The organism is Frateuria aurantia DSM 6220, assembly GCF_000242255.2.
GTDB lineage: Bacteria > Pseudomonadota > Gammaproteobacteria > Xanthomonadales > Rhodanobacteraceae > Frateuria > Frateuria aurantia.
The window spans coordinates 2,076,676-2,095,522 of sequence record NC_017033.1; the positions used below are offsets into that span (position 1 = coordinate 2,076,676).

Sequence of the window (18,847 nt, forward strand, 5' to 3'; positions counted from 1 at the left end):
TGGAAGCATCGACCACGTCCGGTCAGATCGTCACCACGGTTTTCGGCTCCAGGAAGGCATCGATACCCGCAGCGCCGAACTCGCGCCCCACCCCCGATTGCTTGACGCCACCAAAGGGCGCCATCAAATCGGGAGCGATGCGATTGATCAGCACCGAGCCGACCTGTAGTTGCCCGGCCATCCGACGTGCCCGCTCGGCCTGTGCGGAAAACACATAGGCCTGCAAGCCGTAAGGTGAATCATTGGCGATACGCACCGCGTCCTGATCATCGTCATAGGCGATCAGGCACAACACCGGACCGAAGATTTCCTGCCGGGCAATGTCCATGTCATTGGCGACATCGGCAAATACCGTGGGCCGGACAAACCAGCCGTGCTCCAGCCCTGCCGGATGGCCTTCCCCGCCAATCAGCAGTCGAGCGCCTTCGGCCTGGCCCCGGCGAATAAACTGCTGGACCCGCTCGTACTGTGCCTGACTGGCCAGCGGGCCGAGCCCGGTCGCCGGGTCCCGCGGATTCCCGACCACCAGCCCGTCCACGATATGGCGCACTTGTTCCTCTATTTCATCCAGCCGTGAACGCGGCACCAGCAGCCGGCTGCCGGCGACACAAGCCTGTCCGTTGTTCATGAAGGCGACGGCTATCGCCATCGGCAGAGCCGTCGCCAGATCAGCATCATCCAGCACGATAGTGGCCGACTTGCCACCGAGTGCCAGGCTGACCCGTTTCATCGTCTCCACGCCGGCGCGGGCAATCAGCTTGCCAGTCGCCGTGGATCCGGTGAACGAGACCTTGGACACGGCCGGATGCGTACACAACGCCTGCCCCACCTGAGTGCCTGAACCGCTGACGATATTGAAAATGCCCGGCGGCAGGCCCGCCTCATGCAAGGCCACGGCCACAGCCTGGGTCTGCCAGGGGCTGAATTCGCTGGGCTTGATCACGCTGGCGCAACCGGCTGCCAGCGCCGAAGCCAGCTTGCTGCACATCGTGCCCGCGATGCTGTTCCAGGGCACCAGCAGGGCCGACACGCCGACCGGCTCCATCCAGACCTCGGTGCTCCCTTGCGTGCGTCGAAACGGATGATCGCGCAGAAGATCCGCCGCATGGCCGAAACAATCCGAGGCATAGCGCCCGACCCAAGACGCCCGTGCCAAGGGTGCGCCGTATTCCTCGATGACCGACTCCCGGATAGCCGCCTCGTGCGACAGGACCGAGGCCTGCAGGCTTCGCAGCATCTCGATCCGCCGCGCGCGATCTTGCAAGGCCGGCTCGCGCTGCGCCCTTGCGGCGGCCTGGACGGCCAAGTCCACTTCCTCGGGCCCGGCCATCATGACTTCCGCCATCGGTGCACCGGTGACCGGGTGCAGTATCACTTGCAGCTCGCCTCCGTGCACCGGAACAAAGGCAGCATCGATATAGGCGCTGCGGTAGATTGGCCATGACATGTCTGTCCCTCGCTGTCGTGATGGGGAAAGCCACACTCTAGATCCCGCCCATTGCCTTGTTAATATCAACAATTATTGATGATTTGATTGGAAAATCAGAACAATGCACAAGAGCGGACTGGTCGAACTCGATGCGGTGCTGGCGGTGGCCCGGCGCCGGAGCTTCCGTGCCGCCGCCCTGGATCTGGATATGGCGGCTTCGGCGGTAAGCCAGGCGATTGCCGGGCTGGAACGACGACTCGGCAGCCGCCTGTTCCATCGGACCACCCGCAGCGTGGCCCTTACCGAAGCCGGCCGGCACTTCGTGCAGCAGATCCAGCCGGCGGTGCGGCAGATCCGGCAGGCATTTATCGATACGGAATCCCGACATCAAGCGCCCAGCGGAACCCTGCGCATCAACAGCTCGCTGGGCGCCGCACTGATGGCCTTCCAGCCGATTCTGCTGGAATATCTGAGTCGCTATCCAGACATGCACCTCGACATCGTCACCGAAGGACGGAAACTCGATATTGTCGCCGAGGGATATGATGCCGGCCTGCGCGACAGTGCCTCGGTGCCGCAAGACATGATCCGGGTCGCCATCGATCATGAAATTCCGATGGTGGTGGTCGCCTCGCCGACCTATCTGCATGCCCATGGTCGCCCGCTCGCCCCTGAACAGCTGTCGACACACAACTGCATTCGCGCCCGGATGCCTGATGGGGCCCCATCAGCATGGGACTTCTGCAAGGATGGCCGTGCCTACCGGCTGGAAGTGCCTGGCCGACTGACCCTCGACACGCCGATCCTGATGCGGGAAGCGGCCCGGGCCGGCATGGGTCTGGCCCAACTGGCCCGCGCCCATGTCGCCGATGACCTGGCCTCCGGCCGGCTCGTGGCCGTGCTGCATGACCAGGTACCGGCCTACCCGGGACTCAGCCTTTACTACCCTGGGCATCGCCATGTTCCGGCCGGACTGCGGGCCCTGGTCGAGCTGATCCATGAAAGACGGGGCACCAACGACAGCAGACCGGCTGCAGGCGACAAGAGCCGCCCAGCATCCGACTGAGTCCATGCCGGCCGGACGCAGCGTGCATAAGCATCGAGCGACCAGACCGGCATGCATCGCGGTCCGCATCAGCGGCAGCTTCAGACATACTGCAACACAGGCTGGCCGGTTTGCCCGGAACTGGACCTCGAAGCAGGCTCCCGCGTCCAGTAGGCAGCGGCATCGACCCGGGCCGAGAGCACCGCACCGGCAAGATCCTGACGAATCGCGCTGACCAGCGTCATCTCACCAGCCAGAAAAATCTGCCCCGTCCCCACTGGCAGGCACAGGCCGGCAAGGGTTTCCCTCAGCCGTCCCTCGGGTGCCGGCTCGCGGTCTCTGGCCAGCCAGTGGACCTCGGTACCGTCCGGATAGCCAAGTGCCTGGATATCATCCACCGTAGGCACTTCAATGACGACACACGTTGGTCGGCCATCCTCAGGCAGGAATTCCAGGATGCTGGCGATCGCCGGCAAAGCCGTCTCGTCGCCCGCCAGCAAATACCAGTCGGCCGCCGGATCCAGCTGATAACCGCCATCAGCGCCCCCCAGATAGGCCACATCCCCGACCACGGCGCGTCTGGCCCATGCCGCTACCGGGCCGGCATCGGCATGCAGCACGAAATCAACCACCACCACACCCCAGCCGCGGTAGGCACCACGAATGGTGTAGGCCCGCTGGACCAGGCCGGATCCTGACACATCCGGGATCCCTACCTTCAACCATTGGGCCGGCAAGCTTACCGCAAGGCTGGCAAGCGTCTCGCCCTCGAAAACGATACGCCGGAGATGCGGCCCCAGCTGCAGGACTTCATCCACGACCACGCGATGTGGCATCGGCGATACGGCCATGGCAGCTTCCTCAAGTTCGATCATCACAGCTCCTGCAAAGACAAAGAAGACGCCGACCGGCCTGCATCTCGCGGCCGAAAGCCGGCGGCGATCTGTCCTTGGCGCATACAGGATGCTGGTGGCTGAGGATCAAGGCCGACTGACCGGCCATCGACACGATGGCCGGATCGGCAAATCCACTTTAAGCGCGGCCACCGCTGTCGTCATTGCATAATTTGGTCGGCTTATTGTCCAATACGGACAAATCTCGAACCCGCAGACAACCGCATGACCACGGTGACTTTCCGCCTCTCGCAACACCCATCGGAAGACACGGTGGTCTATGACCACCCGATGCTGGTCGCCGAGGTCGACAGCATTCCTCGTCCGGTGGCAGCCAAATTGTCGACCCGGATCAGCAAGCATTGGGAACGCGCCACGCATCATCATCGCAAGGCTCAGCTGCTGTATTCAGTCCGTGGCTTGCTGCGCTGCCAGATTGCCGACGGCATCTGGATCGTGCCCCCTCAGTGCGCCATCTGGATCCCAGGCGACCTGCCGCATTCCGTGCGTGGCTCGGGTGAGACCGAATGTTACTGTCTGTTTGTCGAACCCGATGCCTTGCCCGGTTTGCCGCGGCAATGCTGCACCTTGAGCGTATCGCCGCTGCTGCGGGAATTGCTGACCAAGGCCGCCGGCTTTGATGAACTTTATCCCCGCCATGGCAAGGAGGACCGTCTGGTGGCGACCTTGCTGGACGAGCTGGCAGAAGCCCCGGTGGAACATCTGCACCTGCCGATCCCCCGTGACGCGCGCCTGCGACGCCTGAGCGACCTGCTGCTGGCCGACCCGGCCGACAAACAGGCCGCCAGTGCCTGGGCCAGTCGAGTCGGCATGAGCGAACGCCATATGAGCCGACTGCTGAGTCAGGAAATCGGCATGAGCTTCGGCCAGTGGCGCAGGCAGTTGCATATCACCTTGGCGGTGCAGCATCTGACCCGCGGCCTCAGTGTCCAGGCCGTCGCAATGGCGCTGGGCTACGAGAACGCCAGCGGCTTTGTGACCATGTTCCGCAAGGCCGTCGGCCAGTCACCGGGGCGCTACCTGTCCGGGCGGCACGCAGCCGCCGGTCGCGGTGAAAACGTACCGGCAAACGTGCCGATCAGCGTTCCGGAGTAAGCCAGGACGACACAGCGCGGCATGGGCGCCTGCGCTGTGCACCGACTTCAGTGCATGCCAGTGCCTGCACTTTCGCCCTGATAGAAAGCCAGCTTGGAGGTGTGGCCGACCCCTGGATTGAAGCAGTTGCAGGGATCCAGGTTACGGTAATGCCCGCTCAGCGCCGGCTTGGCCACATACAGATGCCCGACATTGTGTTCGGCGGGATATTCTGCCCCGCGTTCGTCGAGCAGCTTCCACATCTTGTGCTCGATCGCCATGCAGTCATGGCCCTTTTCCACGATGTAATCCTGATGGAAAACATGGCAGAGAAAGTGGCCGTAATACAGCTTGCGCATGATCGGCTGCTCGATGTCAGGCGGCAGGGTCTCCTGCCACTGGCGCGCGTTGCGGGGCAGCGCGATATCCAGCGCCAGAATGTCTTCCACCGTGCTCGAATGCACCGCCCGATAGCGGTTGGCCGCGCCGGCAGCGGCAAAACGGTGCAGAAAGGCCTTGGCTCCTTCATCCGGCGTGCATTCGAAAAACCCGCCCGTGGCCTGGCTGAAATAACGCCGCAGAAAGACCCGGGCTTCCTCGGTACCCTCGGCTGACACCTTGAGCAGCAGGTGATGATCGTACTTCTTGTTGAACTCGCGCATCCGCCGCGGCAGATGTTTTGGAAACAGATGGCTGGCCGCCTGCAGCAAACGGTCCGTCAGGTGTTTGGGCAGAAACGGGATCCGCTCGAAAATGGCGTCGCATTTCGCCTTCAGGGCAAACATAGCCGGCAGGCGCGAGGTGCCCAGATGATGGATCATTAGGAAGGTGTCCTTGCCGTATTGCTCGGCAATCTCGAACGCATCGCGATGCAGGTATTCACCGGAAATCGGCAAATGCCTGAAGTTCGCCAGCACCTCACGCCGGATATCGGTCAGCTCGTCGGCGCTGTTGGTTCCGATATAGAACACCTGCGCGTTTTTCTGGATCGGAAAGGTATCGAGCCGTACGGCGAAGACCATGACCTTGCCCGCCGAGCCCGATGATTCATACAACCGGCCGGGGTCGGCATTGAAGCGAGCCGGCGTGGGTTCATCGACCTTGCGTACATGCTCGACATAATCATGGTCATGACCGGCACCCGCATCGTGACGGATATCACGCTCCGGCAGCTGCCCCTTGTCGAGGCGTGACAGCACTTCCTCCTCGCTGCCGGCCAGATCCACCCCGAGATGATTGACCAGATGCAGATCACCTTTGGCATCGACCTGGGCGAACACCGACATCTGGGTATAGGCCGGGCCACGCTGCACCAGCGCACCGCCGGAATTGTTGCAGATCCCGCCAAACACCGAGGCGCCGATGCAACTGGACCCGATCACCGAATGGGGCTCGCGGCCGACCGGACGCAAGGCCTGTTCCAGCTGGTCCAGGGTCGCCCCGGGCAGACAGACGACCTGCTTGCCACCATCGATCAGATAGATCTTCTTGATGCGCAAGGTACTGACGATCACGATGTCGCGATCATAGTCATCGCCGTCCGGGGTCGATCCCCCGGTAAGACCCGTATTCGAAGCCTGCGAAATGACAATGACATTGGCCTCGATGCATGCCTTCAGCACCCGCCATTGCTCCACCAGGGTGGCAGGGCGCACCACGGCCAGCGCCTTGCCGGTACCGAACCGGATGCCGGTGCGGTACCTACGGGTCTGGCTCTCCGCGGTCAGTACATGATCGCGGCCGACAATCGCCTGCAGATCGGATACCAGACGGCCTGGCGTCACGCCGCCATGCAACGAAGCGGCGGAAACCCTCGAGGAAACGGCAGACATCGACAACTCCTTGAAATGGACGGGCATGGGTAGCGGAAAGGCAGCCAGCCACAGCAGGTCAGCCACAGCCCTTTGCCGTCGCCTGCGACCTGCGGCGCACAGTTTAATAAGCGCCGGCCCATACAATCAAAGATCAGCAACACGAGACCTCGATATCGAAATAGTATGGAATTCTCAGAACGTTCCCTGCAATCATCGTGCCGCCCTGATCCATCACGAGAGCCGAAGTCCATGGAATTTCGTCAACTCCGCTATTTTCTGGCCGTCGCCGAGCACCTCCACTTCACCCTGGCCGCCGAGCGGCTCGGCATCGCCCAGCCGCCGCTGAGCCATCAGATCATGAAGCTCGAGCGCGAAATCGGCACCCGGCTGTTTATCCGCCACCCTCGCCGAGTCGAGCTGACCGAAGCCGGCCGCATCTTCAAGGAACGGGCCCGCCGCGTACTGGATGAGGCTGAAGATGCGCTCGAACATGTCAGAAAGGCCGCTCGCGGTGAAAGCGGCCAGATTTCGATCGGCTTCGCGGGTTCGACCGTATTCCACCCGGCCGTGGCCACCACCTTGCGGCGATTTCGCCAGCAGTATCCTCAGGTCATGATCAAGACCGAGGAAAGCAACAGCACCGCCTTGCTGGACAAAGTCATCGACGAGCAGGTCGACTGCGCCCTTATCCGCCTGCCCCTGCATTGCCGCGACCTGCGGGTCGAGCCGCTGGTGGATGAAGACATGATCGCGGTACTGCCGTCGGGACATGCACTGGGACGCCGGCGCCAGCTGAAACTTGAACAACTGGCTACCGAGAGCTTTATCCTGTTTCCGCGCGCCATCGGACCGGATCTTTACGACTCCATCATCAGCGCCTGCCGCGCCGCCGGTTTCTCGCCTCGTGTGGAAATGGAGTCTCCGCAGATATCGTCAACCATCAATATGGTGGCCGCCGGCTTCGGTGTCACCATCATCCCTGCCTCGATACGCCAGCTGCTGGCCACCGGCATCAGTTATCACCCGTTGGCCAAACCGCCCCTGAAAACGGCCATCGCCCTGATTTCGCGGCCAAGAGAACCCTCGGTCATCGTCCAGCACTTTCTGCAGAGCCTGCGCGAAGTCGCTGCCGAATCGGCTGCGGTGGCGAAACCACAAATCCTTGCCGCCCGGCATCCATCGCGAGGGCAGTAGAGGCAGACTGCCGACTTGACGGGACAATCGATAGTGCAACTGTCAGCAGGTCACCTGCGGCAGCCTTCCAGGCGCGGTCATCCCCCCCCGGCCGACAGATGTCATGACTTCCATGCCTGATCCGAAGCGTATCAAGAAACAGGCAGCCTCGATCATCCGGAATGTTCTCTGACACGCCATCCATCACCGCTGTCGACGCCCCCACCATCAAGGTCCGGTATGACGGCCAAGGCCCGGTGTCGTCGGTGCAGATATTTTTGCTACGTAACGGATATATTATTGCGACCGCGCCTTCCGTAACGCCGAGACCCTGACATGGAATCCTTGCCACGGACAATCTTGCCGAACTGGCCCTCCATCCTGGCAGCATGCATGACTTCAACGTACTGCCTGCCGATCTGACCGCCATCGGCAAGCAGGCCTCGGCCGATGCTCTGCAGGGCCAAGTCTCCGCACGCACGGCGCAAGCGCCGACCGGCTGGATATCAACCGCCGGCAACCGCCATCACCACGCCACCGGCTGGCCGAATCGATCCAGATAGGCCAAGCCGCGCTGTCCACGGCGGGCGATCAATACATCCACGATATCCGGAATCGTCTCTTCCAGGCTGAAGGGTGCCTGCGGGCCACCCAGTCCGGTACGGATCCAGCCGGGAGCCAGCAGCAACAGGGCCGGCCCGGCATCGCCCTGCCGGGCCGCATAACTGCGCATGGCCTGATTCAGAGCCGCCTTGCTGCTGCGATACAGCTCCCGCCGGCCCTGGACATTGTTGCCGATGCTGCCCTGGCCTGATGACATCACGCCGATCACCCCGTCGGCCGGCACCCGTAACCGAAAAGCCTCGATCACCCGCATCGGCCCCAGCACATTGGTCAGCATCACTTTCTGGAAAGCATCCATATCCACTTCGCCCAGGGCCTGATCGGGCAGATCGTTAGTTGTCCCCGCATTGACGAAAACCACATCCAGACGGCGATCCGACATGGCGCCTGCCAATATCTTGATGGACTCCGAGCTGGTGATATCAAGCGACTGGATCTCGAGGCTCTCCGGATGCCGTGCAGCCAATTCAAGCAATGCCGCAGGGCTGGGCTGCCGTGCCGTTGCCACAACCTGCCAGCCCCGACGCAGCAGCTCCTGGCTGATCGCCAAGCCGATGCCGCGCGAAGCTCCGATCAGCAAAGCGGTCGGCTTCGTCCGTTGCGGCTGTTCTTCCGTCATGTCAATCACCTGATCCGCCATATCCGGCATCCAGTCTGCCGCCCGCACAGACGCCGTACCAGACGCACCTGGTGCAATCATGACTTGCGCACGACGCCCATGACTGAGGGTCGCTGACGGCTTCAGGTCAGACCAACGTGCACCGGCCACCACATCATCAGCTTGCAGCATCGTTGGCTGGGCGCATCGGAGACTGGATCCGTGTACGAGTACCACCACGGCACCGCCACAGCGACATTCGCACTGCCAGCCATGCCCCGGAGCGACAGGCGGGTGAAGACATCACATTCACGAAGGCGCTGGATGAGGTCTATGCCTGCGCCCGCGCGAATCATCCAGCGCACTCGTCGGACGGCACGCAAAACTGGGCGCCCATCGAAGTGTCACCCTCAACCCTGGGTGTGACGGCGTTCTGGAGGTCTTCACCAAGATCATAGTTCAACGGCCACATAAATCAGGCGACAAGTATCCTGGCACGCACCGGACCGGATCGACAGATGTGCCAGCCAGCAAGCCCTTGACGTGCGGCACGGGCCAAGGCGCGACGCCCATGGTCAGCTGCCGTCCAAGCCGCTTGCTGATGCCCAGACAGCGCCGATTTCCTGAGCAACATCACCATGCCTCTGCCGCGCCAGATCATGGCCACCTGGATCACGACCAAGTCGTGATTTGTATTCAGACACTTCACATTGGCAACGCCAGCATGGTTTGCACATCACTGTTGCCCATCATGAAATCAGCGCCAAGCCGACAACGACATCTCCGTCAGCCTGAAAGATGAGGCCCGATGCACGGCCAGCGCAATGGACAAGACCACAGCATTCAGTCGGCCATGCCGACAGCATCGACACAGCAACCGTTTCTGTTTGCCGAAACAAATGATCGCAGGCGCAACCCGACCAGCCTCTGCCCTACCGAAATACAAGCACCGCCGATCAGTCCTCATCGGGATCACCCCATCGGCCACGTAGTGACCTGAGCCATCACCTTACCCGTACAGATTCGGACGGATCATGACCGCCTTGCAGCTGCCCTGCACCATCTTCCAGACCCAGCACCGGATGAATGATTACGGCGCCAGAGATATGCGCTGCGGAGATCTGACCGCAGAACAGCTCAAGCGCCAGTTTCATCTGGAGAAGATCTCGATCCAGGTCGATCCCTACACGCTGAAGAAATTACGATCTTCCAGCCCCCTGCAATATGCCCTTGATGACTTCTACAGAAATGAAGAAACCATCACGGCAGAACAATGCGCCCGATTGCTGTTCGACGAATTCCGCCGCGAATCCCATGCCTTCGCCTTCTACGGTCCCTATCGGCACCTGATCATTGGAATGATCAACCATATGCAATACGGAAATGGCGCCCCTTTCAAGCGTCCATTGCTCGATACGGCCACAAGGGAGCAGATCCTCCATAACACGACATCCAACAGCTCCTTGCTTAATATCCAGGCGACACTCAAGAACAACATCGACTGGAAACAAGCAATCTATCATGAAGAAAAGAAATGGATGCTGACCAAGGCCGTAAAAGATTCTCGACTTCCAAAATTCACACATCTCAAACATTACATCAATGGACTAGGGATATCGGTACACGACACATGGTCAACATGCATCACCCTTGAAGACCTCGCCGTCCACAAAAACACCTATTATGCCACCTTGCATTACAGGATCCAGGATCACTTTGGCCTCGACGAGGCAGACATTTCAGGGCCGATACTATCCAGACTGGCGATATTTCGCATCTGGTTTGTACTTCAACATTATCAGAGATTCGGATTCAAGCCATACATCACAAGTATGGATGCCAAGCTGGAAATAAGCGAGGCATCGAAATGAAGTCCAAATCAAAAAAAATGATATGCACAGCCATCTCAAGCCTTGCCCTTGCCACTATCTATCTTGCATGGCTTGAGTGGCGACCTGTTCTCATCATCGTCAATCATCAATATCGAAGCTATAGCGATATACTCGTGATGAATATGCCGCTGACGGATACTGCAAAGATAAAATGGTGGCAAAAACACAAGCTTGAACTGAAGCGACTGTACAACATACCCCAACCTGAACCCGATGGATGGTACGTAGTCAACTTCTGGCTGTTCCATGATGGTTACAAGGAAGATGATGGTTACGACCGCCTGTGTTTTGATGACATGAAGACCAAGGCGCACTGCATCGACAAGGATCGCGTCTTCTCCGTGCAATGGAGCCAAAACCAAGGCACCGAACTTACCGTTCATGACGGCTATTACTTGTATGATAAAAATGGTCGACTTCGAAAATTCAAATTCGAACCCCTTTGAACTACCGGCACCCGGCCGGCACAAATTCCACGTGCAACCCCCTCATGCTCGATCGCGGCCATATCCAAGATCTACACCTGCCACCAGCCAAGAAAACCAGGCCGTCATTGTGATTGAGCGCCATAACGGTGCCAGCTTGTGCATCATTGCCCGGCGGATTCAGCGCTCCGCCACCACCAGTCGCGAACTGACTCGATCAGGCTGGGCATCAAAGACCGCCTGCTGACGCGATGGAAGCGAGAGGCCGAGACGACTGGCCAAAGATTTGGCTTCAAACCTTTCATGACCAATAGCGACGTCACCGTTGAAATAAACGGAGCAGCCCGTGAAACCCGGCCATAGAATTTTCCTGTCGATATGTATAGCGACCGTGTAATGACCCACTGAAAAGCTGCTCAGGTGTTACTTTCCCCGAAGGAGACACCGATGAGCGAAATGATGGACGAAGAGATCAAGCGCTGGACCGCCCGGCGCAAGTCGGCATTGGTCCTTGAGATCATCCAGGGCAAGACGACGGTGGCCGCGGCCAGCCGGCAGTTCGACCTGACCCTGGCGGAGATTGAAAGCTGGGTGGAGGACGGCAAGCGCGGCATGGAGAACGCGCTGCGGGCCAAGCCAGAGGATGTACGCGAGCAGTACGAGCGGCAGTTGAAGGATTTGCAGGAAGCCTACGGCGAGGCCATGCTGGAGATCCGCGCCCGAAAAAAGCTGGCATCCCTGCTGGGAAAGGACGAGAGCTGATGCACTCGGTCCAGCAGGATTTGAAAGCCGAGGGTATCACTGTCCCGATGACCAAGCTGTGCCAATGGTTCGGCGTGGCCCGTCGCACGACGTATTACAAGCCGACCAGGTCAGCGGCCAAGGTGAAGCCGGAGCTGGCCGAGCCGATCAAGGCGATGATCGAGGCCGAGCCGTCATTCGGTTATCGCACGGTCGCCGCGTTGCTTGGCATGAACAAGAATACGGTGCAGCGGATCTTCCAGCTAAAAGGCTGGCAGGTGCGCAAGCGAGCGCTCGGCCAACGCCCGCGCATCGAGGCCAAGGTATCGCGTGCCGAGAAGCCGGATCAACGCTGGGCGACCGACCTGTGTCGCGTCTGGGGTGGCAAGGACGGCTGGCTCAGCTTGGCGCTGGTGATCGACTGCAGTACCCGTCAGCTGCTGGGTTGGCACCTGTCACGGACCGGAAAGGCCAGCACAGCCTCGGCGGCCCTGGAGCAGGCGCTCATCACGCGCTACGGCACGCTGGGACGAGTGCGGGAGCCGTTCTTGCTGCGCTCCGATAACGGTTTGGTCTTCACCAGCCGTGACTACACGCGACTGGTGCGCAGTTACGGCTTGAAGCAGGAGTTCATCACCCCGCACTGCCCTCAGCAGAACGGGATGGTCGAAAGAGTGATCCGCACGCTGAAGGAGCAATGCGTGCATCGGCATCGCTTTGAGAGCCAGGTCCATGCCCTGCGAGTGATCGCCGACTGGATCGCCTTTTACAACCAACAACGCCCGCATCAGGCACTGAAGATGATGACCCCGGATGAGGCCTACGCCGCTACATTAACCGCATGACCTGCGCAGAAACCGGTGGGTCATTACAGTACTGACTCACCCAGCTATGCCCGAACATCGTGGCCATCCGAACCCAGAAAGCGTCGATCATCGACTGCGAGGCCTTGGGCAGCTGGCTGTGCTTCTGCTGAGGCTTCGGCCTGCTTGCGGATTGCGATGGCGGCCTCGACGCGTTCGACCGCGCTGAGCTTACTGCCGCCACTGCGGCCTGCTGGATGGTTTGCATGGGCTGATCCTTGGGTGACGGGCTTGGGGCCCTCGGCATGGCGATTACGGGCGGTTGTGATGGCGTAGGCGAACGGCTTGGCCTTGTTGCGGAACTCCGCAGCTGTGGCTGCCAGCGTTTCCGGGGTGATGCCCTCGGCCAGAGCGGCGAGGAGATCCGGATGCTGAGGGTTCACGTCGGAGCAGCCGGCCTTGCGCATCAGCCGGCAGGCTCGAGCGGCTTCGGTGATCGTTGGGCCGTCGTCGCTTGAATCGCTCGCGCTCGTGCCCGCGTCTATCTCTCTCTCTTGGTTATTGGTTACTGGTTTATGGATACCCGTGTCTTCACATGTGACAGGTTGTGACGTCACATCGTCTGTCACGGGACTTGTCACACCTGTCACGCGTGACAACATCTCCCGAAGCTGTGACATGGGCGTATCAAATCCCGCTGTCACACCGTGACGCTCGAGCTCAGCAAAGAGATCCGCGCGGCGCTGCCTGGACTTCTTCTGGCGTTCTCGCTCGTTTGCTTTCTTGCTTTGTCGATCCGGTTCGCCTGCGCGGTAGGACGCAATAATCGAGTCGGCACGATGCTGCCGCCAGAAGCCGTCTACCTGGACGAAGAACTCCTCGAGGATCGCGTCGACCGCAGCCTTCTCTTCTTCAGTGCGGGCACCAACAAGTCGATATGCCCTGCCCTCTGGAATGCCTTCCTCGGACGAGTAGTAGCGATCCAGCAGCAGCGTGTAGACGCCATGCTCGAGGATCGTCAGATGGCGGGTGTCCCGGGCGTAATCGCCCAGGTGGCGCTCGTAGTAGTTCATTGCCTCCGCACCTTCCGCGCGATCGCGGCGACAAGGCGAACCACGATGTCCTGGACAAGGTGTCCGGCGTGGCTGGTGTCCTTGGACTCGCTGTGTGTGATCACGCCATCGGCCAAGGACTCGCGGACGGTGCCTGCAAGCCCGCCGCTGCGCTCGACCAGCTCCAGCACCAGGGCGGTCACGTCATCCTCTTTCTGCTGGGCAACTTGGTCCAGCGGCGTCAGGGCAAAGCCATGGCTGGCAGCCAGCGCGTGCAGGATGCGCACATCGCCGGTGATGCCCATGAGGCGATCAGCCTCCGCCAAGGTCAGGTGGTTGCGGTCATAAGTCGGATTGACCTTGTGGCGAAGGATGCCGGCTTGCAGACCCAGCCGCAGGGCAAGGGTCTCGGCGCCACCGGGATAGTCATGCACCGTGGCATGGGCAGCATCAACGACGTTCATACGGAAGGGTCTCAAAAAGATGGAGCATCGGTTTTGCTGTACTGGCAAGATGGCAACTCACCACCTTCGCCACTTGTGACCTGCTCATGGATTTCGCTTCGATCACCGGCCTCGCCTCCTCGACGATCTCGACAATCACTGGCGCCAAGGATCTGATCAGCGCTGCCGTCGACATGCGGGACGCTGCGAAACAGAGCGCGGAGCTCGTCAAGGCCAATGACCTTTTGCTCAAGGCCCAGCAGAGTCTCCTCACGTACACCGGCCAGCTCATGGAGCTGCAGGGCAAGTACCTCGATGCCTGTGAGGAATTGCGAAAACTGCGAGAAGCCGAAGCGGACCGTGGTCGCTATACGCTCTTCGAGGTCAGCCCCGGGGCTTTCGCTTATCGCGCATATGCCACCCCACGACTCAGCACAGCTGGCGAGCCATTGCCGCCGGAGCCCGAGCATTACGTCTGTCAGCCGTGCTATGACCGCGGGATCAAGTCCGTCTTGCAACGCTTCAACCACTACGGGTCGATCTATCTTCGGTGCTCCATCTGCAAGCAGGACTTGCCCACCGGCCGTACAGAGCCTTTCGGAGGTATTTGATTGCTTCACGCAGCCACCACCTGCCCCGGGCTGGCGGGCCTCGGAGGTGAGATGATCGACTTCACAGACATTCCAGTCAGCTTCGAGACTGCCTGGACGTGCTGATACGGGACTCGGCGCCATTGAGAAACAGCCTGACTGCTGATCCCGCAGCAACGAGCGACTTTTGCCGGGCCGCCGGCCCGCTTGATGATGTCTTTGATGTCCATAAAGCTAAGGTAAGTCATGCTTACCTTTATTGGCAAGAGATACTTCCGTGCGCCTTGTAAATTTCCCTTACATACTCGCCCCATGAGCGATCAACTTTGGAAACGAATCAAGGAGGCCAGGACGGCAGCCAAGCTGACTCAGCAGGCTGTTGCTGACGCCTTTGGGATTGATCGAGTCGCCGTCTCTCTCTGGGAAAGTTCAAGTGATGCCCGGCGAACGAGGCCAGATATCGGCCGGCTAAGGGAGCTGGCCAAAATTACTGGCGTGAAGATGGAGTGGCTGCTAGGTGCGGATGGAGATCCAATCGGATCCACCCATCTCGTCTCACGAGATGAGACAGACCCGGCGTATGTTCGATTCCCTCTCCTTGAGGGTTACGCAGGCATGGGGCCTGGAACATTCATCAGCGACTACCCCGAAGTGGTCAAAGACCTCCGCGTCTCCCGCGAGTGGGTCTCGCAGAAGATGCCAGGCATCCCCCATGACGTGATCCGCGTGATCACCGGTCGCGGCGACAGCATGCGCGGGCAGTACAACGATGGGGATCTGATCTTTGTCGACACACGTGTGAAAAGCTTCGATCAGGACAGCGCGTACTGTTTCCGCTGGGCCGGCCGCGTGCAGGTGAAGCGCCTGCAGCTCATCAAGCCCGGGATCGTCCGCATCCTCAGCAAGAACCCCGACTATGAGTCGATCGATGCTGAGGTCGAGGAGATCGAGATCGGCGGGCGAGCCATTGCGGCTTGGACCTTGAGGGAATTTTGATATGGCAATTGAAAAGAGGCTTTATCAGCAAAGCCACTATATTGGATACAGTGCTAGTAAATAAAATACACTTACTAAAAATCAACAATTCAATATCCGCACCACCAACATATAAAGCACCAATCCAAGGCAATAAGAAATGAATGTCAACTATTTTGGTTATTACCTTCACGACCACAAAACCAACAAAGACTACCAGATTGATCTATCAGACCTATTTGACTCAATATCAAATAACAAATACCCAGATATAAATAGCAACCTCTACTATAATGGAGATCGAATATACCCACTCCCCTATCTTGGATCAACATACCTGCTAATTCAATCAAGAGACAATGAGTTAATAAAATTTATTGAAAGGGCAACATTGAAACATGAAGATCTATCGACCAAGCTAGGCACGGCGAATTCAGTCGGAATGGCAAGCTACGTTAAGTTCGAGCCTAATTGGATAGCAATAGTTAGCAAGGTTTTGTCGCCAAGGATTCAGGCGCTATCCCATATAATTAATCACTTTATTAGATGCCTAGGTAGTGACTTAGAATTTAAGCTCGCCGCATTTAATGATAAGGTGTCAAAAAAAGATATTGTCAAATTAAATCATGTTAGCTCAATATCCATTGGATTGAACGCCTCCAGCTCGTTAACCAGTAAGTTGGTCGGCACACTTTTAGGCAACGGGTATCCAGCCACCTCTGATATCGGAGGCATAGAAATCAGACTGAAGCCATCGTCGTCTAAATCAAATTTGAAGAAAGACCTTCAAAATATAGCCATTAATATACCAGACTCTGATATCGATGAATTAGATGCTCGCGGCAAAATTGAGGCGACTGACAGAATGAGGGATCTATATATTCATGGCTCTGGTGGACTTAAAGATTTCATCAGGCCTAGATACGAACATGAAATACCTTCATCTATTACTAAAGCTGCGTCACTAAACACGGCCCTACAAGCAAAAATAAAGGAGTTTAGTGGTGACCCGAATTACATCAAAACTAGCGATCCCCATGCTATTGGCCTTAACTGGTAATTCCCTAGCGCTACTTTTGTACATCCTATCCTTTACCAAAAAAGGTGGCGCACTACTCATCACCCTTGGAAAAAACTCCGATAATTTTGCAGCAATGTCCGCCAGTGCAGAATTCTCCATGCTTGGCTTTCTATCTGCAGTAATGGCCTTATTTAGCATCATAGGACAATCGGAAGCACTCAGGCGTTACCGTATTAACGGCTACTTATCCAGCCTCTTGATCACATTCTCCTTCGCGCTACTTGAGACTGCGATCGCCTTCACATCATCGCTAATCCTATTCTTTAAGCCAGTCAGTAATATATTCATCACGATTGCTTTCATTGCCCTAGTCGGATCATTCGGAATGATGTGTGTCACCTTGATACCATGCATAGGCCTTCAAATAAGAGCATCGAGCGAAGAATGAGGAGCCTCATACTCCTAGAAAACAATCTTAAATTCACGACTTATCAATCAAGGCCATTATTCACTTATTCACAAGACCCAAGCATTGCCATGTGATTATTTCCCACAAGTAAATACCCAATTCCATCCAACTCCAAGAAGCCACCGCCAAGTTCTTCGATCGCTACATCGCCAAGGATCTCAACCTGTCCCCAACATGGTCAGATCCAAAGAATACGGATGGGGCAAGCGGGCCAGCCCCGAACTATGACCGAAGTGGTTGCTATGCCCTGCTCTCCGGCGATGAAGTGATTTACATCGGCCTGGGACGCTCTTGGAAAAAGGGGCGCTACAAAGAGCACGCAATTGGCGTGCGTCTGAGCGCTCATGTCCTGCTCGTCGACAAGGCCACAAACACCTACATCACGCGAGAAAAGTGGCGCGCGCTGGGTGTCGATTCCCTCATCACCATCGGCTTCCCTCACGAGATGTTTTTCCTTGCATCGGCGCTTGAGGACTATCTGATCAATGAGCTGAAGCCTGAAGGTAATGGGGTTGGGAAAGGGCGATGAAACTTCTAGCTTATTCGACCAGAGCTGTAACCACATCAAGTCGTGGGCGAGTGAGGGGTACACCTCAGCCAGACTGATCAATCACCCCTTAGGCGACACAGTACCTCACAAAAAAGACACAAAGACGAGTTGTATTTAACAATTTGATCACCCCCCTTCAAGAGGAAAGCCTTACCTCACCACCCTAATTAAGATGCATCTATCACCAAACTCAGGATTAAATATCATGTCGGAAAACAATAAATCCACTGCATTCAACGACAAGTACTATGAAGAACATTTCAACCTAGAATTCCTTCCTAAGAAATGCATGCTATGCCAATCAGGATCATTAAATAGAAAAGGCCACCTCATACCAAAATTTATATCAACCCAGATAAAGAAGAAGCTTGATATACCCACACTTCGCTACAGTACAGTAACCGACCAAGGATTGATTAACGAGGGCAGGCATCGGCAAGACACGCTGGCATTACAGTTTCTGTGTGATAATTGTGAGAATAGGCTCGGACTGGCTGAAAGTGCCTTTTCGAACAGTCAATTTCGCCCACGTCTTGAAGGCGCCCAAATTCCGGATATGGATCGATTAACTCATGACTTCATAACATCTATCGCATGGAAATATGCGACCTTCAATAGCTTCAAGAAAGTTGGAAGCAACTCTCTTTCAAGAATAGAGCCTGAGATCGAAAAAGCGAGAAAATATTTAGCAGGAGAACAAGAAAGCAATCCTTTTGATATATACTTCATAAACTTGGAGCGCGTGAGTGAGGTAATGGAGAATACAGACTCAAACAGATTTCTCTACAACATAACTCTCCGCGATCGAGAAATAAATCCAATCCAACTGATTGGAGACACTTGGTTTCCCGGCACCTCGTCAGGAATTCCAATAATAACAGTTAGGCTAGGACCGCTATGCTACATTATAGCTCCAAGCGGTCACTTGCATCTACTCAGATGCATGCCTGAAGAAAGGCCATCGCCACACAACATAGTGGAATTGGAGGTGACGCAAGATATTATCAACCTGCTTATATCGCTAGAAGGAGGATTTATTGATGGCATCCCATCAAGAATAAACAATCCAGCCATGGAGTATGAGATGAGATGAGATGCAAACTTCTCAATCTCCACAGAGGCCGCATATCACTAGCGACATAATATTCAGCACGCCTGACTTGATGACATCATCAATAAAATTCCTACTCCCAAGTTTTTTTCATACACTACCCC

At 57.4% G+C, this 18,847-nt stretch carries 19 protein-coding genes; 12 read left to right on the forward strand and 7 right to left on the reverse strand.

All coding sequences use genetic code 11. The features are described from left to right. Window positions 1-22: 22 nt before the first annotated feature. Window positions 23-1,447, reverse strand: coding sequence for an aldehyde dehydrogenase family protein (locus FRAAU_RS09645; protein WP_014403341.1), 1,425 nt, complete (start codon window positions 1,445-1,447; stop codon window positions 23-25). A 103-nt stretch (window positions 1,448-1,550) separates the two neighbouring features. Between FRAAU_RS09645 and FRAAU_RS09650 the strand changes: the two genes are divergently transcribed. After that, window positions 1,551-2,495 carry a LysR family transcriptional regulator gene (locus FRAAU_RS09650; protein ID WP_014403342.1) on the forward strand — a complete coding sequence of 315 codons (945 nt, stop codon included), beginning with the start codon at window positions 1,551-1,553 and terminating at the stop codon, window positions 2,493-2,495. 80 nt (window positions 2,496-2,575) lie between these two features. Here the strand turns inward: FRAAU_RS09650 and FRAAU_RS16515 are convergent, their stop codons facing one another. Further along, the gene (locus FRAAU_RS16515; protein WP_014403343.1) at window positions 2,576-3,349 is read right to left on the reverse strand and encodes a siderophore-interacting protein; all 774 of its coding nucleotides are present in this window, start codon (window positions 3,347-3,349) and stop codon (window positions 2,576-2,578) included. A 243-nt stretch (window positions 3,350-3,592) separates the two neighbouring features. On the opposite strand from FRAAU_RS16515, the gene FRAAU_RS09660 reads away from it, so the two are divergent. Continuing rightward, window positions 3,593-4,483: an AraC family transcriptional regulator gene (locus FRAAU_RS09660; RefSeq protein WP_014403344.1), complete on the forward strand. Its 891-nt coding sequence runs from the start codon at window positions 3,593-3,595 to the stop codon at window positions 4,481-4,483. A gap of 47 nt (window positions 4,484-4,530) precedes the next feature. On the opposite strand, the gene dld is transcribed toward FRAAU_RS09660, so the two are convergent. Next, window positions 4,531-6,294, reverse strand: a complete 1,764-nt coding sequence (gene dld / locus FRAAU_RS09665) for a D-lactate dehydrogenase (RefSeq protein WP_014403345.1) — start codon at window positions 6,292-6,294, stop codon at window positions 4,531-4,533. 231 nt (window positions 6,295-6,525) lie between these two features. On the opposite strand from dld, the gene FRAAU_RS09670 reads away from it, so the two are divergent. Beyond that, a complete protein-coding gene (locus tag FRAAU_RS09670; RefSeq protein ID WP_014403346.1) occupies window positions 6,526-7,470 on the forward strand; it encodes a LysR family transcriptional regulator in 945 nt (314 codons plus the stop codon). Window positions 7,471-7,975: 505 nt separating this feature from the next. On the opposite strand, the gene FRAAU_RS09675 is transcribed toward FRAAU_RS09670, so the two are convergent. Then, complete coding sequence (locus FRAAU_RS09675; protein WP_041271017.1) at window positions 7,976-8,692, reverse strand: SDR family NAD(P)-dependent oxidoreductase; 717 nt, start codon at window positions 8,690-8,692, stop codon at window positions 7,976-7,978. A gap of 1,013 nt (window positions 8,693-9,705) precedes the next feature. Between FRAAU_RS09675 and FRAAU_RS09680 the strand changes: the two genes are divergently transcribed. From FRAAU_RS09680 to FRAAU_RS09695, 4 genes are all read left to right on the forward strand, one after another. Further along, complete coding sequence (locus FRAAU_RS09680; RefSeq protein ID WP_014403348.1) at window positions 9,706-10,542, forward strand: DUF3289 family protein; 837 nt, start codon at window positions 9,706-9,708, stop codon at window positions 10,540-10,542. Then, window positions 10,539-11,009: a DUF943 family protein gene (locus tag FRAAU_RS16960; protein WP_014403349.1), complete on the forward strand. Its 471-nt coding sequence runs from the start codon at window positions 10,539-10,541 to the stop codon at window positions 11,007-11,009. The genes FRAAU_RS09680 and FRAAU_RS16960 overlap by 4 nt, the downstream gene beginning before the upstream one ends. Window positions 11,010-11,435: 426 nt before the next feature. Further along, complete coding sequence (locus FRAAU_RS09690; protein ID WP_014403016.1) at window positions 11,436-11,750, forward strand: DUF1153 domain-containing protein; 315 nt, start codon at window positions 11,436-11,438, stop codon at window positions 11,748-11,750. Then, window positions 11,750-12,574 (forward strand): IS3 family transposase, encoded by an 825-nt coding sequence (locus tag FRAAU_RS09695; RefSeq protein WP_014403015.1) that lies wholly within the window; start codon window positions 11,750-11,752, stop codon window positions 12,572-12,574. The genes FRAAU_RS09690 and FRAAU_RS09695 overlap by 1 nt, the downstream gene beginning before the upstream one ends. A gap of 44 nt (window positions 12,575-12,618) precedes the next feature. Here the strand turns inward: FRAAU_RS09695 and FRAAU_RS16520 are convergent, their stop codons facing one another. Beyond that, window positions 12,619-13,605 carry a YdaU family protein gene (locus FRAAU_RS16520; RefSeq protein ID WP_014403350.1) on the reverse strand — a complete coding sequence of 329 codons (987 nt, stop codon included), beginning with the start codon at window positions 13,603-13,605 and terminating at the stop codon, window positions 12,619-12,621. Beyond that, complete coding sequence (locus FRAAU_RS09705) at window positions 13,602-14,048, reverse strand: phage regulatory CII family protein (protein WP_014403351.1); 447 nt, start codon at window positions 14,046-14,048, stop codon at window positions 13,602-13,604. The genes FRAAU_RS16520 and FRAAU_RS09705 overlap by 4 nt, the downstream gene beginning before the upstream one ends. Window positions 14,049-14,134: 86 nt before the next feature. Between FRAAU_RS09705 and FRAAU_RS09710 the strand changes: the two genes are divergently transcribed. Next, window positions 14,135-14,638 carry a hypothetical protein gene (locus FRAAU_RS09710; RefSeq protein ID WP_014403352.1) on the forward strand — a complete coding sequence of 168 codons (504 nt, stop codon included), beginning with the start codon at window positions 14,135-14,137 and terminating at the stop codon, window positions 14,636-14,638. Between the two features lie 5 nt (window positions 14,639-14,643). On the opposite strand, the gene FRAAU_RS18020 is transcribed toward FRAAU_RS09710, so the two are convergent. Further along, window positions 14,644-14,931 (reverse strand): Cro/CI family transcriptional regulator, encoded by a 288-nt coding sequence (locus FRAAU_RS18020; protein WP_083841231.1) that lies wholly within the window; start codon window positions 14,929-14,931, stop codon window positions 14,644-14,646. On the opposite strand from FRAAU_RS18020, the gene FRAAU_RS16525 reads away from it, so the two are divergent. The 4 genes from FRAAU_RS16525 (at window position 14,930) to FRAAU_RS17250 (ending at window position 18,725) form a co-directional block, all read left to right on the forward strand. Beyond that, a complete protein-coding gene (locus tag FRAAU_RS16525) occupies window positions 14,930-15,613 on the forward strand; it encodes a S24 family peptidase (protein ID WP_014403353.1) in 684 nt (227 codons plus the stop codon). The genes FRAAU_RS18020 and FRAAU_RS16525 overlap by 2 nt on opposite strands. Before the next feature lie 139 nt (window positions 15,614-15,752). Continuing rightward, complete coding sequence (locus FRAAU_RS17245; RefSeq protein ID WP_014403354.1) at window positions 15,753-16,652, forward strand: hypothetical protein; 900 nt, start codon at window positions 15,753-15,755, stop codon at window positions 16,650-16,652. A 695-nt stretch (window positions 16,653-17,347) separates the two neighbouring features. Further along, window positions 17,348-17,611 carry a hypothetical protein gene (locus FRAAU_RS09725; RefSeq protein WP_014403355.1) on the forward strand — a complete coding sequence of 88 codons (264 nt, stop codon included), beginning with the start codon at window positions 17,348-17,350 and terminating at the stop codon, window positions 17,609-17,611. A gap of 226 nt (window positions 17,612-17,837) precedes the next feature. Then, window positions 17,838-18,725: a hypothetical protein gene (locus FRAAU_RS17250; protein ID WP_014403356.1), complete on the forward strand. Its 888-nt coding sequence runs from the start codon at window positions 17,838-17,840 to the stop codon at window positions 18,723-18,725. Window positions 18,726-18,847: the final 122 nt, after the last annotated feature.

Coding starts and splice junctions, on each gene's coding strand:
- FRAAU_RS16515 (WP_014403343.1), bottom strand. CDS start 3,349: ATGATCGAACTTGAGGAAGCTGCCATGGCCGTATCGCCGATGCCACAT.
- FRAAU_RS18020 (WP_083841231.1), bottom strand. CDS start 14,931: ATGGGGCGAGTATGTAAGGGAAATTTACAAGGCGCACGGAAGTATCTC.
- FRAAU_RS09650 (WP_014403342.1), top strand. CDS start 1,551: ATGCACAAGAGCGGACTGGTCGAACTCGATGCGGTGCTGGCGGTGGCC.
- FRAAU_RS09670 (WP_014403346.1), top strand. CDS start 6,526: ATGGAATTTCGTCAACTCCGCTATTTTCTGGCCGTCGCCGAGCACCTC.
- FRAAU_RS09695 (WP_014403015.1), top strand. CDS start 11,750: ATGCACTCGGTCCAGCAGGATTTGAAAGCCGAGGGTATCACTGTCCCG.
- FRAAU_RS09710 (WP_014403352.1), top strand. CDS start 14,135: ATGGATTTCGCTTCGATCACCGGCCTCGCCTCCTCGACGATCTCGACA.
- FRAAU_RS16525 (WP_014403353.1), top strand. CDS start 14,930: ATGAGCGATCAACTTTGGAAACGAATCAAGGAGGCCAGGACGGCAGCC.
- FRAAU_RS09660 (WP_014403344.1), top strand. CDS start 3,593: ATGACCACGGTGACTTTCCGCCTCTCGCAACACCCATCGGAAGACACG.
- FRAAU_RS16960 (WP_014403349.1), top strand. CDS start 10,539: ATGAAGTCCAAATCAAAAAAAATGATATGCACAGCCATCTCAAGCCTT.
- FRAAU_RS17250 (WP_014403356.1), top strand. CDS start 17,838: ATGTCGGAAAACAATAAATCCACTGCATTCAACGACAAGTACTATGAA.
- FRAAU_RS09690 (WP_014403016.1), top strand. CDS start 11,436: ATGAGCGAAATGATGGACGAAGAGATCAAGCGCTGGACCGCCCGGCGC.
- FRAAU_RS09680 (WP_014403348.1), top strand. CDS start 9,706: ATGACCGCCTTGCAGCTGCCCTGCACCATCTTCCAGACCCAGCACCGG.
- dld (WP_014403345.1), bottom strand. CDS start 6,294: ATGTCTGCCGTTTCCTCGAGGGTTTCCGCCGCTTCGTTGCATGGCGGC.
- FRAAU_RS09675 (WP_041271017.1), bottom strand. CDS start 8,692: ATGACGGAAGAACAGCCGCAACGGACGAAGCCGACCGCTTTGCTGATC.
- FRAAU_RS09705 (WP_014403351.1), bottom strand. CDS start 14,048: ATGAACGTCGTTGATGCTGCCCATGCCACGGTGCATGACTATCCCGGT.
- FRAAU_RS16520 (WP_014403350.1), bottom strand. CDS start 13,605: ATGAACTACTACGAGCGCCACCTGGGCGATTACGCCCGGGACACCCGC.
- FRAAU_RS17245 (WP_014403354.1), top strand. CDS start 15,753: ATGAATGTCAACTATTTTGGTTATTACCTTCACGACCACAAAACCAAC.
- FRAAU_RS09645 (WP_014403341.1), bottom strand. CDS start 1,447: ATGTCATGGCCAATCTACCGCAGCGCCTATATCGATGCTGCCTTTGTT.